Source organism: Brevibacterium sp. Mu109, assembly GCF_900169375.1.
GTDB lineage: Bacteria > Actinomycetota > Actinomycetes > Actinomycetales > Brevibacteriaceae > Brevibacterium > Brevibacterium yomogidense_A.
The window spans coordinates 53,202-66,763 of the sequence record NZ_FXZF01000003.1 but is presented as its reverse complement, the minus strand read 5'-3'; the positions used below and the strand labels follow the sequence as shown (position 1 = coordinate 66,763).

The following is a 13,562-nucleotide window of genomic DNA, read 5'->3' as shown; positions in this document are numbered from 1 at the left end:
GGGGAGGCAGGGCTCATGAGGAGGCAGGGCTCATGAGAAGGCGGCCCCTCGGAGGGGCGGCTTCACGGGTGCGACGGGTCCGACGCGACGTGCGCGTGAAATCTGAAGACGACTGAACCCCGGCACTCACGATCAGCTGATCGTGAGTGCCGGGGTTCGAATGACGTCAGAGCCGGCGCTCAGGCGTGAGGAATATCACTGCCCGCCGCGGCGCTTGTCCCAGCGATCCTCCATCCGGTCCATGAACCCGGAGGACTTCCGGCCGTTCTGGCCGGTCTGGCCAGTCGACGGGCCGGGCCCGCCTGCCGGGCGCGACGGCGGCGCTTCAGCGATGGGCGTCTTGCCCGACGACAGCGCCCAGAAGCCGCCGCCCACCATGACGGCGAAGCCGAGCACACCGAGCGGCCAGATGCCCGACCAGATCGCACCGAGCACGATGGCCAGTCCGATGACGACGCCCACGACACCGATGACGACGCGAGTGGCGGACAATCCGGCCCCCGGACCGACCGGCTGATCCTCGGAGATGCTGCGGGTGAAACTGGGGTCTTCCCTCAGCTGCTGTTCGAGCTGGTCCAGCAGCTGCTGCTCGTGGTCTGAGAGAGCCATCCCGATCTCCTCGATTCGTGATCTGCGCGGTGTCCGCTGACGCGGAGCGGAATGATTCCGCGAGGCGCCGCGATACTCCTCCCATGATAGTCGCCAACCTGGGAAATAGCCCAGCCGTCATCCTCGGCGCAGCAGTGAGGCGGCCGTGATCGAGTCTCCGCCGAATCGGCGCCTCACCTCGTCGAGGGCGCGCTGGGCGTCGCTCGCCCCCTCCGCGGAGTCACCTGTCGACCCGTCGCCGGTGGTCGACTCCCCCGATTCGTCGACCTCGAACAGGGATCCTTGCCGCCCTGAGGATGCGAGGTCGGCGAGTCCGTGCGCGCGGACTCCCAGCAGTCTCACACCTGCACGATGCTCGGCCCGCAGCCTGCGCAGCGGGCCGAGCAGTGCAGTGCGCAGGTCGTGCGGGAGGTCGCTGGGCACGGGCAGCGTCACCGAACGGCTGAAGGTGGTGAAGTCCGCCAACCGGTACTTCAGCCCCACCCCGCGTGCCGTGGCGCCCTCCTTCCGCAGGCGACCGGCCACGTCGTCGCAGAGGCGGAGCAGCTCGATCTCCAGGATCTCGGGATCCCACACGTCCTCGGCGAACGTATGCTCGGCGCTCACGGAGTGGTCCTTCGGCTCACTGCGGAGCGGACGATCGTCGATGCCGTGGGCGAAGTCCCGCAGCGTTCTGCCGTGCGCGCCGAATGTCCGCGCCACCCACGCCTCGTCGGCATCGGCCAGATCCGCGATCGTGCGGAGACCGTACCGGGCGAAGGCGTTCTGCGTGCTCTGCCCCACGCCCGGCAGCGCCTCGACGGGCATCGGGCGGAGGAACGCCGCCACCTCGTCGACGGGCACGACCAGCAGCCCATCGGGCTTCGCCCGGGTGGAGGCCAGCTTCGCCACGACCTTCGTCGACGCCGCCCCGATGGACGCCACGAGTCCGGTCTCTCTCCGGATCACCGCGCGGAGGTCCTGGGCGATGCGACCCGGCGAACCCAGCCTCCGCACCGCCGAGGTCACGTCGACGTAGCCCTCATCGATGCTCACCCGGACGTAGTCGTCGGTCACCCGGGCCACGATGTCGAAGACCTGCTGCGAGTACGCGCTGTAGAGGCCCCTGGACGGAGGGATGAGGATCGCCTGCGGGCACAGCGTCATCGCTCTGCCCACCGGCATGGCCGCGTGCACTCCGTATGCGCGGGCCTCGTAGCTCGCGGACACGACCACGCCCCGGCCTCCGCTGCCGCCCACGACCACCGGTCGACCCACCAGGTCAGGACGGCTGAGAAGCTCGACGCCCACGAAGAAGGCGTCCATGTCGATGTGGAGGATCACACATCCGGCGTCGTCGGTGCCCAGTCGGTCGAGGTCGCCCCCGCCCCGGGCAAGCTGCTTTCGACTCACATCCACCCCCGCGCGGTACTCTGGTCTGCATGGTACTCCGCTCTCCCTGGACCGTGCTCGCCTGCACGGCCGCCGCACTCGCGCTCGCCGGCTGCTCCGCTCCGGAAACGGACGGCGACAGCGCTCCCCCGACAGAGTCCGCTCCCTCCGCTGAGGAGTCCGCCACCGGTGCGGGCACGGATGCTCCGGAAGAGGCCGAGACGCCCTCGGGCCCTGAGGTGCAGGCCACCAGCGGAGCGGTCGTCGACGGCTTCCCGTCTGCGATCCCGCCGCTTCCAGATTCCGAGGTGGTCCTCTCGTCCGTCCAACCGGCCGCCGACGGGCAGCCCGTCGTCGCGAACCTCACGATGCGCACCACCTCATCGGAAGAGGACGTGCTCGAGTTCTACAGCGACCACTTCGAGGACGCCGATTTCGAACCCGTGGGCGATCCCTCGTCCGACGCAGACGTCACCTCGCAGTCGTATCACTCCGATGAAGCGGGTCAGACCCTCGCCGTGAGCATCGCACCGGATCCGGACGGCGGAGACGGCCTGCTCGTATCGGTCGGCGGCAAGGTCCTTCCGTGACCGCGAGCCACGCGGACGGGCCGCGCAGCGGCAGACTGACCCCCGACACCGAGGTCCGGGCCCGTGTCGATGCGACCCTCGAGACGTTCCTCACCAGCACGGCGACGACCCTGCGGGAGATCTCCCCCGTCGCAGACAGGCTCATGGATCCGCTGCGGACGTTCACCTCCGGCGGAAAGCGCGTCCGCGCAGTCCTCACGTGGTGGGGATACGAACTGGCCGGCGGCGCTGATGCCGGAGCGATCGCGGCGGCCGCCGGATCGGTCGAGCTCCTCCACGCCGCGGCGCTGGTCCACGACGACATCATCGACGATTCGGAGACACGTCGCGGAAGACCGGCGATGCACGCCAGCTTCCGCGATGCCCACGCGCGCTTGAGCATGAGCGGCGATCCGGTCCTGTACGGAACGGGAGCGGGCATCATCGGCGGCGATCTCTGCCTCGCACTCAGCGAGGAGCTGTTCGACTCCGCCGGCTTCGCCAACGCACCGGCGGCGCGAGACGCGCACGCCGCTCTGCGCCGGGACGTCATGCTGGGCCAGTTCCTCGACATCGAGCTCCAGGCGGTGAACGCACCGCGTGCGGAGCTGCGCGAGCGCGCGGACGAAGTCCTCACGCACAAGACCGCGAAGTACACGGTCGTCCAGCCGCTGGTGCTCGGAGCAGCGCTCGCGGACGCCGACGACGCCCTGCGGGCGGCTCTCGCAGCGTTCGGGCTGCCCCTGGGCCGTGCGTTCCAGATGCGCGACGACGTGCTGGGCGTCTACGGCGATCCGCAGGTCACGGGGAAGCCCGCCGGCGACGACCTCGTCCAGGGAAAGCGGACGATCCTGGTCGCAGAGGTTCTCGACCGCGCCGCGGAGGCCGATGCACGCTGGTTCGAGGCGAGGCTGGGGGCTGAGGACATCTCCGGGGATGACGTCACCCGGATGACGGCGATCATGACCGACTGCGGGGCGCTGAGCGCATTCGAGCGCCTCATCGAGACGGAGACGGCGCGGGCGCTCACCGCGCTGGATGAGCTGGTGCGCTTGGGCGTCGCGCGCGACGATGCGGCGGTCCTGGAGGGATTCGCCGATGCGCTGACGCAGCGGCACCGGTGATCGGGCGCGCGGACACGCCGCGCACCGGCCCGCCCGATAGGCAGGTCAGAGTGCCAGTGCCTGCGCGCGCCTGCGGACCTCGCCCTTGTTCCCCGCCTGCAGCAGGTCGATGGGCCGACCGGGGAGCGTCTCGTCGGGCGTGAAGAGCCACACGATCGCCGCCTCCTCATCGAAGCCCGCATCCATCAGGGTCGTGAGCGTGCCGCGCAGGTGCGTGAGCGGCAGCGAGTCAGCGTCCAGGAAGAGCTCCGGAACCTGGAACACATCGCGGTCGCCCCGCCTCACTCCGATCAGCGCCCGGTCCTCGATGTGCCTGCGCACCTTCGAGATCCCCAGCCCGGACCGCTCAGCGATGTCGGGGAGCGGCAACCATGCGTCTACGAGTTCTTCTGATCCATTCACCCTCCCAGCCTAACGACTCGCGGCGGTCTTCCGCCTCCCCCATCGCGACACGCCTGTCAGGTGCCGCCGGTTCACTGCCCGGCCTGGATACGCTGTTCCCGTCTGCGTGATGCCGACTTCCCCCACGAGCACCGGACCACCTGCAGGACGGATGATGACATTGTCGACGGAGCACCCAGCGCCCACCGCGCGCCGCCGGGACCGAGCACGGACCTCCACCGCGCCGGATCCCTTCATGGTCTCCGCGCTGCTGTCATCGCCGGCGGACGCGCCGCAGACCCAGGAGTCGGACCACGCGCCCGCGCTCCCCCTCGACGTCGCCACAGCACCGGGCTTCACCTCCGGCACCGCGTCGGAATCCGTCCCGGCCACCCACGGCGGCCGCACGTACCGAGTCCGCAAGGGCGATGACCTGGTGAACGTCGCGGCGCGGTTCGGAGTATCGGTCCCCGCGCTCGTCGACCTCAACGGCCTGGCACGACGCCCCCAGCTGCGTCCCGGTCAGATCCTCTCGCTTCCGGAGCGTCAGGTGACCGACGGTCCCGCCACCCACCGTGCACGGCCCGGCGAAACCCTCCAGTCGATCGCTGCGCGGCACCGTCGCAGTCCAGCGGACCTGCAGCGGGCCAACGCCATGGGCACGTCGCAGCTCATCGTCGAGGGAGAGTTGCTCAGCCTGTCCGGCACGGGCGCCATGAGTGCGCGGCCGCGGACGGACGCACTGGATCTTCCGTCGCTGTCGGCCCCGACCGAGGGGTATCCGGACGACACCGCTAAGGCTGCGCGCATCAATCGACGCAGCCTGCTCGCGCGTCCGGTTCCGTCCCGCCGCGCAGCACGTGCTCTCGTCGAGCGCGTCTCCCGTGAGCTGGGCTTCGAACCGCACCTCGCACTCGCCGTCGCGCAGACGGAGAGCGGATTCAACCACGCCGTCGTGAGCCCCGGGAACGCCATCGGGATCATGCAGACGACACCGCACGCCGCGCACTGCGCGGCCCACACGATCGGACGCGCGCTCGACGTGCTCGATCCCGCCGACAACGTGACGGCCGGCGTCACGATCCTCGCGTCACTCCTCGAGCGCGCGCAGACGCAGACAGAAGCACTCCACGGCTACTACCAGGGGCTCGCCTCCGTCCGGCTGCACGGACCGTACCGCGACGCACAGCGGTTCGCGGCGAATGTGCAGATCCTGACCGACAGGGCACGAGCGGAGGGAGGACGATGACCACGCTCACCGATCCGCTGATCGGTCAGGTGCTCGACGACAGGTACCGGATCGACGACGCCGTGGCGCGCGGCGGCATGGCGATGGTCTACAAGGGCACCGACCTGCGCCTGGACCGCGTCATCGCACTCAAGATCATGCACCGCCATCTGCTCGATGACGAGGGCTTCGTCGAGCGCTTCCAGCGAGAGGCACGATCCGCGGCGACCCTCATCCACCCCAACCTCGTCGCGGTGCATGACACCGGCCGCGACGGCGACTCCGTGTACCTGGTCATGGAGTACCTCCCCAACGTCACGCTGCGCAAGGAGCTCCGCCACAGGGGGACGCTGACTCCGCGACAGGCCGTCATCGTGCTCGATGCGATCCTCGCGGGACTCGAGGCGGTCCACTCCGCAGAGATGATCCACCGCGATCTCAAGCCCGACAACGTGCTGCTCGGCGCGGACGGTCAGATCAAGCTCGCGGACTTCGGCCTCGCCCGTGCCGTGAGCGCGGCCACCACCACGAAGACGCTCATGGGCACCGTGGGCTACGTCGCACCGGAGCTGGTCACCCGCACCGGCGCAGACGGACGCACCGATCTCTACACGGTCGGCATCATGCTCTACGAGATGCTCACCGGCTTCCAGCCGTACACCGACGACGTCGCCATCCAGGTCGCGTACCGCCACGTCCACGAGGATGTGCCGCCGCCCTCGGATGAGCGGCCCGGGCTCAGCCCGCGCTTCGACGCCCTGGTGCTGTGGGCGACGTCCCGCAACCCGGATGACCGTCCCCAGACCGCGACGGCGCTGCGCGAAGCGGTCGCAGAGGCACGATCCACTCTCACGGACGAGGAACTGGACCTCGGCCACGAGAAGGCGCTGGACGACCCCGCCTTCGCCACTCGCCCGATCCTGGTGCCGACCGCGACGATCTTCGAACCCAGCGCCGATTCCGCCCCTGTCCGCACAGGCGCCGGCACCGACGAGATCCCCTACCTCCACGACGACGAGTCCTCATCCGACGAGTCCACATCTGACGAGCCCTCATCCGACGACCCGGCGATCGTCAAGACAGGCGCCGCCGCGGCGGCGGGGTCCACGACTGATGCCGAGGCGCCGGAGACCGACCCCGCGCAGGACGGTGAGGGAGCATCCGGTGCGACGGCGGCGACCGCCGCCGGGACCTCGGCGGCGGGCTCGTCCACGACCGACGGCCGGAAGCGCAGGCGACGGCGCGGAGTGCTGGTCGCACTGATCGCGGTGCTCGTCGCCGCGGTCCTCACGGTCGGTGCCGCCGTCGCACTCACCGACCGCACCGCAGTGGTCCCGGATGTCACCGCGGGGCAGGACCCGGAGGAGTACATCAGTCTCGTCGAGGACGCCGGCCTCCGCGCTGAGACGTCCGAGGGCTACAGCGAGTCGATCCCGGAGGGACGGATCCTCGACGTGGACCCGGGAGCGGGCACCGAGCTCGACAGCGGATCCGTCGTCACGGTTACCGTGTCCCAGGGCGAAGAGCTCTTCACCGTCCCTGACGTCACCGGCTCCGCGGAGGCGGACGCACGCACGACGCTCGAATCCGCCGGCATGGTGCTCGGCAAGATCACACGCGAGTTCTCCGACGATGTGCCGGAGGGCGACGTGGTGAGCCAGGGCGAACCGGGCGGCGAGCCGGCGGAGAAGGCCACACCGGTCGACCTCGTCATCTCGAAGGGGGTCGAGCCCGTGTCTGTCCCCATCGTGACCGGACTCGACTACGACACGGCGTTCGGGAACCTCGCCCGCGAGGGATTCCGGATCTCCCGCGACGATGAGTACTCCGATGAGGTCGCGAAGGGCAAGGTCATCTCGCAGACACCCCGCGGCGGCGAGGATTCGGACGAGGGCGCGCTCGTCATGCTCACAGTGTCGAAGGGCGAAGAACCGGCGGATGAGCCGTCGGAGGACGCATCAGCCGATGAGGATGAGGAATCCGGCGACTCGGACTCGTCGGATTCCGGGTCGAGCGATTCCGGGTCGGCAGACGACTGATCGTCCGCGAGGATGACGGCGGTGTGAGGTCGAGCGACGATCAGGCCGCGTTCGCGGACTCCTCAGCGAGCTCCGCCAGGATGCGCGCGGTGTCGCGTGCGTCCTGCTCGGAGACATCCAGGTGCGTGACGAGACGGCATTCGTCCGCGTTCATCGCGATGAGGCGGACTCCCCTGTCAGCGGCCGCGCGTGCGAAGTCATCGGCGCTGACGCCTGCTCCACCGGTGCGCAGCAGGACGATGTTCGTCTCGACGGTGCTGGGGTCCACGAATGCGGGGACCGCAGCGGCAACCTCCTGAGCGATGAGCGCGGCATGCGCGTGGTCATCGGCGAGGCGGTCCAGATGGTGGTCGAGGGCGTACATGCCCGCAGCCGCGAGGATCCCCGCCTGGCGCATTCCTCCCCCATAGCGCTTGCGGAGGTAGCGCGCCTCGTCGATGAGGGCGACAGAACCGGTCAGCACGCTGCCCACCGGGGCGCCGAGGCCCTTCGACAGGCAGACGCTCATCGTGTCCACCACCGCACCCTGATCTGCGAATGAGGTTCCTGACGCGACGATGGCGTTGGCCACGCGGGCCCCATCCATGTGCATGCGGATGCCGCGGGCATCGGTGAGTCCGCGGAGCCGGCGCAGCTCGTCGATGTCCGCGATGCGCCCTCCGGAGAAGTTGTGCGTGTTCTCCACTGCGATGAGCGCGGTCCCGACCTGGTTGTACCCGCGAGCGTCCGCGGCCAGGGCGATCGCGTCATCGGCACTCAGCGTACCGTCGGGAGAGATCCACGTGCGGCTCGTGACGCCGGCGATCGCGCCGTGGCCCCCCACCTCGGAGCGCAGCACGTGTGCACGCGACTCCGCGAGGAGCTCCTGTCCCCGGCCCACGGACACGGCGACCCCCAGCATGTTCGTGAGGGAGCCCGACGCGCAGAACAGACCCGCCTCGTGGCCGAACATCTCCGCGAGACGCTCTTCGAGCGCGTTGATCGTCGGGTCCTCGGCATAGACGTCGTCGCCGACCTCCGCCTCCGCCATCGCCGTCCGCATCGCGGGGGTGGGGCGCGTGAGCGTGTCGGACCGCAGGTCGATCGTGGGCCGGGGCCGATGAGTCACGCGCGCGTGGCCTTCGTGAGCAGCTCCGCCACCTGGAACGCCATCTCGAGTGACTGATCGTGGTTGAGGCGAGGGTCGACCAGGGTCTCGTAGCGACGACGCAGGCCCTCCTCGTCGATCTCCGCTCCGCCGCCCAGGACCTCCGTGACGTCGTCGCCCGTGAGCTCCACGTGCAGTCCGCCGGGGATCGTGCCCGCTTCGGCATGCGCGTCGAAGAAGCCGGAGACCTCTTCGACCACGTCTTCGAAGCGCCGGGTCTTGAAGCCGTTGCCCGACGTGATCGTGTTGCCGTGCATCGGGTCGCACACCCACGCGACCTGCGGCAGCTCCGCCCCGACCTCGGCCAGCAGGGTGGGCAGCTTCTCGCGGATCTGGCCGGCGCCCATGCGGGTGATGAAGCTCAGGCGGCCGGGAGTGCGCTCCGGGTCGAGCTTGTCGACCAGACGCATGACGTCGTCCTTCGTCGTCGTGGGTCCGAGCTTCACACCGATCGGGTTGTGGACGCGGGACAGGAAGTCGACGTGCGCGCCGTCGACGTCACGGGTCCGCTCACCGATCCAGAGGAAGTGGCCGGACACCGCGTACGGATTGCCCGTCCGCGAATCGATCCGGGTCAGGGCGCTCTCGTATTCGAGCAGCAGCGCTTCGTGAGCGGCGAAGAACTCGACCGAGTTGATCGCATCGAAGTCCGCACCGCAGGCCGCCATGAACTTCAGCGCACGATCGATCTCGCGCGCGATCTGCTCGTAGCGGTGGTAGTTCGGGTTCGAACCGAGGAAGCCCTGGTTCCACTCGTGGACGCGCCGCAGATCGGCGAAGCCGCCCTGCGTGAATGCGCGGATGAGGTTCAGCGTCGACGCGGAGACGTGGTACGCCTGCAGCAGGCGGTTCGGATCGTGACGACGGCCTTCCGGTGTGAAGGCATGGTCGTTGACGATGTCGCCGCGGTACGACGGAAGCGTGGTCCCCTCACGGGTCTCCGAATCCGATGACCGCGGCTTGGCGAACTGACCGGCCATGCGGCCCATCTTCACGACCGGGACGGACCCGCCGTAGGTGAGGACCGCCGCCATCTGGAGGACGGTCTGGATGCGGCGCCGGATCTTGTCCGCCTCAGCATCCGCGAACGTCTCTGCGCAGTCGCCGCCGGTGAGGATGAAGGCTCTACCTGCCGCGGCGTCCGCGATGCGGCTGCGCAGCAGATCCGCTTCGCCGGCGAAGATGAGCGGGGGAACAGCACGCAGTTCCGCCATCGCCTTCTCGAGCTCCGCCGCATCCTGATAGGTGGGCTGCTGCTGCGGATCGAGACCGCGCCATTCCTCGAGACCTGCGAGGGTCTCCGGGGTCGCGCGGACGGATCCCACTGCATCGAAGCGCGGGTCAGCGTGCAAGCTCATATCGAGCCTTTCTCTGGTCGTTCGTGCCGAGCGCGAGGCGCGTCAGCGGCCGTCCGCGTCCTCCGCGGACGGATCGTCATCGGGATCATCGGCCTGGTCGGACGCATCCGCCCGCCCGGGCTCTCCAGCCTGGTCGGGCTCTGCGTCGTCGGAATCCGACGCGCCGTCCGGTCCGTCCTCTGCTTCCGCGTCCGGGCTGAAGTCCTCAGCGGACACGTGATCGAGGAACTCCCGGAACTGCGCCACGGCGTCCTCATCAGGTTCAGGCGCGTCGATGCCGTCCTCATCCAGGACGGTCTCCGCCACGTAGACGGGCGCATCCGCGGTGAGGGCCAGGAGCACCGCATCCGACGGACGAGCGGAGATCTGCTTCCCATCGCTCGTGTCGATGCGCGCGTAGAACGTGTGCTCCTCGCGTCCTGTGACGGTCACCCGCTCAATGCTCGCACCGTAGTGGTCGAGGACGTCGAGCAGCAGCTGATGCGTCAGCGGACGAGCGGAGACCAGCCCCTTCTGCGTCATCTGGATGAGCGTCGATTCGGACGACCCGATCCAGATGGGCAGATATCGGGGCCGCTCGACCGCTTTGAGGACGAGGATCGGCTGATTCGCGGGGAGCTCGATCCTGACTCCGACGACTTCTACTTCGAGATCCGCCATCTGTTCCGCGCTCAGTTGGTCCGCGGACGCTGCTGGAAGATCATGCGGAACTTCCCGATCTGCACGTCCGCACCGTTCTGGAGCTCGATCGAATCGATGAGCTGACGACCCACGTAGGTGCCGTTGAGCGATCCGGTGTCCCGCAGGGTGAAGCCCGACGGCGTCCTCACGAACTCCGCGTGCTTGCGCGAGACCGTCACATCGTCCAGGAAGATGTCCGCATTGGGGCTGCGTCCCACCGTGACGACGTCCGTGTCGAGCAGGATCTGTGCCCCGGCATCCGGACCGGACACGACGACCAGGAGAGCGTCCGTCTCATCGAGGTTCTGCAGATCGGGAACGGGGTGGATCTCACCCGTGTGCGGGTCGAGGATGCCGGAGAACTGCTGGTTCCCCGGGCTGCCCTGCTCCTGTCCTGCTGCCATCTGCGAACCGGCCTGCGGGTCGTTCCACTGCTGCGGAGGACCGCTCTGCGTGTGGCCCTGTGAGCCGAAGGCTTGGCCGGACTGCCCGTCGGGGCTCTGGTGCTGGGGCCCGGAGCCGAACTGCCCGGACTGCGGCTGGGCCCACTGATCGCCCTGTCCCGCATAGTCCTGCGGTTCGGGCTGCGCCTGCTGGCCGTACTGCTGCGGGGGAACCTGGCCCTGCTGCTGCGCCCACTGCTGGTCGACCTGCGCCTGGCCCCATGCCTGAGGCTGCGAGCCCTGCTGGGGCTGGCTGTGCACTCCCTGGTCGTACTGCCCCTGGTCGTACTGCTGCGGGCTGTACTGCTGAGGTGCCGGCTGCTGGGACCAGTCCTGCTGGGGAACGGGCTGCGAGCTCTGGGGCTGTGAACCCTGCTGAGCGTCGTACTGCGGTTCCTGCGGAGCAGCCTCCGGCTCACCCTGCTGCCCGAACGGGAAGACATGTGGTGTCGCGGACGTCGACTCCTGGCCCTGCCACGGCTGCTGGCCGTCGGGGAACCCGCCGTTCTGCTGAGACATCAGGCTCCTTCGCTTTCGACCGCCGCACGGTATGCGGCGCTGTCCATCAGTGCGTCGACCTCTGCCGGGTCGGACAGTCGGACGTCATAGATCCACCCGCCCGAATACGGGTCGGAGTTGATCGTCTCCGGTGCGTCCTCGAGCGCTTCGTTCACCGTGATGACTTCACCGGAGACCGGGGCGACGAGGTCGGACACGCTCTTCGTGCTCTCCACCTCACCACTCGACTCACCAGCGGTGACGGTGTCCCCGACCTCAGGCATGTCGACGAAGACGACGTCACCGAGTGAGTCCTGTGCGAAGTCCGTGATGCCTACCCGGACGACCGAATCGTCGTCGGTTCGGTCGACCCACTCGTGCTCTGCGGAATAGTGCAGGCCTTCGGGAAAGGTGAGATCAGCCATGTCAACTCCTCCTCGTCAGGTCAATCCACCCCAGCATAGCCGCATCGGTGGCGCAGATCGCATTCCGGTGCCGCGGACTGCGCGACTTCCCAGCACACCCCGCGCCGCGCGGGGCGCTGTCAGCAGAATTTGCCCTCCCACTCAGCATTCGGATAAGGTCATCCTCGGTTCACAGCGAAATCGACGGGCTATGGCGCAGCTTGGTAGCGCGCTTGACTGGGGGTCAAGAGGTCGTGGGTTCGAATCCCGCTAGCCCGACCATCTGAGGAATGCCGGGACATCGTGCAGACGATGTCCCGGCATTCCTCATTCACACTCATCACTCGAGCTGACCGAGTGCACCGAAGCTCTCATGCGTCCCACACCCCGGATGTCCCCCTCCTGTGGGATCCCACGAGATGCGTGTCGACGATGCCCAGCGCCTCCATGAGGGCGAACATCGTCGTGGGTCCCACGAACCGGAAACCCTCGCGCCGCAGGGCGCGGGCGAGCGCACGCGACTCGTCCGACTGCGTGGGGACCTCCGCGAGAGTCTGCGGTCGGGGCGTCTCCTGCGGCTGGAAGGACCAGATCAGCTCTGCGAGTCCTCCCCGCTCCCGCAGGGAGACCGTCGCCCGTGCATTGCCGACGGTCGCGAGGATCTTCGCGCGGTTGCGGACGATGCGGGCATCGGCGAGCAGGCGTGCGATGTCCGCATCGTCGAACCCGGCGACCGCGTCGGGATCGAAGCCCGCGAAGGCCTCACGGAACGCGGGGCGCTTCCTGAGGATCGTCGCCCAGGACAGTCCGGATTGGAACGCCTCGAGGCTGAGGCGCTCGAAGAGCCCCCGCTCGTCACGGACCGGCATCCCCCATTCCGTGTCGTAGTACGTGCGCAGGAGCGGATCGTGCGCTGCCCACGGCGGTCGTGCGAGGCCGTCGTCCCCCACGACCGTGCCCTGTGTCTCCGCCATCGTCATCCTTCCAGGCCCGTCTCCCGCAGTGTGATGTTGAGGCGGCCCGATTCCAGTCCGACGCCCGCCGGAGCTGTGCCGGGGTGGACCGCGGGCACAGCGTGGAAGGCCATCCGTGAGGGGCCGCCGAAGACGAACAGGTCGCCGGATTCCAGGACGATGTCCTCGTACGGCTTCGTGCGCGTCTGCGTGTTGCCGAACCGGAAGGTGCACGAATCCCCGATCGACAGGGACACGACCGGTGCGCGGGACCTCTCGTCCCGGTCCTGGTGCATCCCCATCCGCGCAGCGTCATCGTAGAAGTTCACGAGCGCGGTGTCCGGTGTGTAGTCCCCCTCGAGATGGGGGGTCTCCTCCGACGTGCTCGCCTGCTCTCCATACGCCGCCTCGATCGCGCTGCGCCCCAGGCGGATCATCCAGTCGGGCATGTCGAGGACCGCGTTCCCATTCACGTCCACGGCATCCCGCGAGTACGCGTAGGGGCGCCAGTGCCATCCCAGGCACACGGTCTCCACGCTCATCTCGTGGCCGCGGATCTTCGCCGACCGCGGCGGGACCGGCCCCGCCGCCCACTCGTGGAAGCGGTCGACCAGCCAGGCCTGCTGCGTCGGGGTGAGGAATCCTGGGACCCAGACGGCACCCGGAGCCAGCTCCCGGCGGGGCCGCGGAAGCAGGTCCTCGCCGAACAGTGCGTCGTCGAACCGGGCACCTTCGCCACTGCCACCCATCCGCCGAC

The 13,562-nt window shown here is 68.8% G+C and carries 13 protein-coding genes, 1 tRNA gene and 1 pseudogene; 5 read left to right on the top strand and 10 right to left on the bottom strand.

Going from position 1 to position 13,562, the window contains the following annotated elements; genetic code table 11:
- Positions 1–195 precede the first annotated feature (195 nt).
- Entirely contained in the window at positions 196–609 is a 414-nt protein-coding gene (locus tag BSP109_RS02640; protein WP_101599284.1) for a DUF3040 domain-containing protein, read from the bottom strand.
- Between the two features lie 117 nt (positions 610–726).
- Positions 727–2,001 (bottom strand): DNA polymerase IV, encoded by a 1,275-nt coding sequence (gene dinB / locus BSP109_RS02635; protein ID WP_179207117.1) that lies wholly within the window; start codon positions 1,999–2,001, stop codon positions 727–729.
- A 29-nt stretch (positions 2,002–2,030) separates the two neighbouring features.
- Between dinB and BSP109_RS02630 the strand changes: the two genes are divergently transcribed.
- On the top strand, positions 2,031–2,570 hold the full coding sequence (locus tag BSP109_RS02630) for a hypothetical protein (protein ID WP_101599283.1): 540 nt from the start codon (positions 2,031–2,033) through the stop codon (positions 2,568–2,570).
- On the top strand, positions 2,567–3,673 hold the full coding sequence (locus BSP109_RS02625; protein ID WP_087006946.1) for a polyprenyl synthetase family protein: 1,107 nt from the start codon (positions 2,567–2,569) through the stop codon (positions 3,671–3,673). Before BSP109_RS02630 ends, BSP109_RS02625 begins: the two co-directional genes overlap by 4 nt.
- Before the next feature lie 45 nt (positions 3,674–3,718).
- Here BSP109_RS02625 and BSP109_RS02620 read toward each other — a convergent pair whose 3' ends face one another.
- The gene (locus tag BSP109_RS02620; RefSeq protein WP_101599282.1) at positions 3,719–4,075 is read right to left on the bottom strand and encodes an Rv2175c family DNA-binding protein; all 357 of its coding nucleotides are present in this window, start codon (positions 4,073–4,075) and stop codon (positions 3,719–3,721) included.
- A 154-nt stretch (positions 4,076–4,229) separates the two neighbouring features.
- On the opposite strand from BSP109_RS02620, the gene BSP109_RS02615 reads away from it, so the two are divergent.
- Positions 4,230–5,303 carry a transglycosylase SLT domain-containing protein gene (locus BSP109_RS02615; RefSeq protein WP_179207118.1) on the top strand — a complete coding sequence of 358 codons (1,074 nt, stop codon included), beginning with the start codon at positions 4,230–4,232 and terminating at the stop codon, positions 5,301–5,303.
- Positions 5,300–7,321 (top strand): PASTA domain-containing protein, encoded by a 2,022-nt coding sequence (locus BSP109_RS02610; RefSeq protein ID WP_087006952.1) that lies wholly within the window; start codon positions 5,300–5,302, stop codon positions 7,319–7,321. The genes BSP109_RS02615 and BSP109_RS02610 overlap by 4 nt, the downstream gene beginning before the upstream one ends.
- 40 nt (positions 7,322–7,361) lie before the next feature.
- Here BSP109_RS02610 and BSP109_RS02605 read toward each other — a convergent pair whose 3' ends face one another.
- From BSP109_RS02605 to gcvH, 5 genes and pseudogenes are all read right to left on the bottom strand, one after another.
- Positions 7,362–8,429 carry a low specificity L-threonine aldolase gene (locus BSP109_RS02605; RefSeq protein WP_256970293.1) on the bottom strand — a complete coding sequence of 356 codons (1,068 nt, stop codon included), beginning with the start codon at positions 8,427–8,429 and terminating at the stop codon, positions 7,362–7,364.
- A complete protein-coding gene (locus tag BSP109_RS02600) occupies positions 8,426–9,826 on the bottom strand; it encodes a class II 3-deoxy-7-phosphoheptulonate synthase (RefSeq protein WP_087006953.1) in 1,401 nt (466 codons plus the stop codon). The genes BSP109_RS02605 and BSP109_RS02600 overlap by 4 nt, the downstream gene beginning before the upstream one ends.
- A 198-nt stretch (positions 9,827–10,024) precedes the next feature.
- Positions 10,025–10,486 (bottom strand): annotated as a pseudogene (locus BSP109_RS02595) (bifunctional nuclease family protein); the annotation flags it as partial.
- A gap of 11 nt (positions 10,487–10,497) precedes the next feature.
- Positions 10,498–11,469 (bottom strand): FHA domain-containing protein, encoded by a 972-nt coding sequence (locus BSP109_RS17940; protein ID WP_101599280.1) that lies wholly within the window; start codon positions 11,467–11,469, stop codon positions 10,498–10,500.
- Complete coding sequence (gene gcvH, locus BSP109_RS02585; protein WP_087006959.1) at positions 11,469–11,873, bottom strand: glycine cleavage system protein GcvH; 405 nt, start codon at positions 11,871–11,873, stop codon at positions 11,469–11,471. The genes BSP109_RS17940 and gcvH overlap by 1 nt, the downstream gene beginning before the upstream one ends.
- A gap of 184 nt (positions 11,874–12,057) precedes the next feature.
- Here gcvH and BSP109_RS02580 point away from each other — a divergent pair.
- Positions 12,058–12,134: transfer RNA gene (locus tag BSP109_RS02580), tRNA-Pro, on the top strand.
- 89 nt (positions 12,135–12,223) lie between these two features.
- Here BSP109_RS02580 and BSP109_RS02575 read toward each other — a convergent pair.
- A complete protein-coding gene (locus BSP109_RS02575) occupies positions 12,224–12,826 on the bottom strand; it encodes a DNA-3-methyladenine glycosylase I (RefSeq protein WP_218777926.1) in 603 nt (200 codons plus the stop codon).
- 2 nt (positions 12,827–12,828) lie between these two features.
- Positions 12,829–13,554, bottom strand: a complete 726-nt coding sequence (locus tag BSP109_RS02570; RefSeq protein WP_101599279.1) for an alpha-ketoglutarate-dependent dioxygenase AlkB — start codon at positions 13,552–13,554, stop codon at positions 12,829–12,831.
- Positions 13,555–13,562: the final 8 nt, after the last annotated feature.

Bases quoted from the DNA above. Each gene is read 5' to 3' on its own strand.
- BSP109_RS02615 (WP_179207118.1), top strand. From the start codon at position 4,230: ATGACATTGTCGACGGAGCACCCAGCGCCCACCGCGCGCCGCCGGGAC.
- BSP109_RS02610 (WP_087006952.1), top strand. From the start codon at position 5,300: ATGACCACGCTCACCGATCCGCTGATCGGTCAGGTGCTCGACGACAGG.
- BSP109_RS02575 (WP_218777926.1), bottom strand. From the start codon at position 12,826: ATGGCGGAGACACAGGGCACGGTCGTGGGGGACGACGGCCTCGCACGA.
- BSP109_RS17940 (WP_101599280.1), bottom strand. From the start codon at position 11,469: ATGTCTCAGCAGAACGGCGGGTTCCCCGACGGCCAGCAGCCGTGGCAG.
- BSP109_RS02600 (WP_087006953.1), bottom strand. From the start codon at position 9,826: ATGAGCTTGCACGCTGACCCGCGCTTCGATGCAGTGGGATCCGTCCGC.
- gcvH (WP_087006959.1), bottom strand. From the start codon at position 11,873: ATGGCTGATCTCACCTTTCCCGAAGGCCTGCACTATTCCGCAGAGCAC.
- BSP109_RS02630 (WP_101599283.1), top strand. From the start codon at position 2,031: ATGGTACTCCGCTCTCCCTGGACCGTGCTCGCCTGCACGGCCGCCGCA.
- BSP109_RS02570 (WP_101599279.1), bottom strand. From the start codon at position 13,554: ATGGGTGGCAGTGGCGAAGGTGCCCGGTTCGACGACGCACTGTTCGGC.
- BSP109_RS02640 (WP_101599284.1), bottom strand. From the start codon at position 609: ATGGCTCTCTCAGACCACGAGCAGCAGCTGCTGGACCAGCTCGAACAG.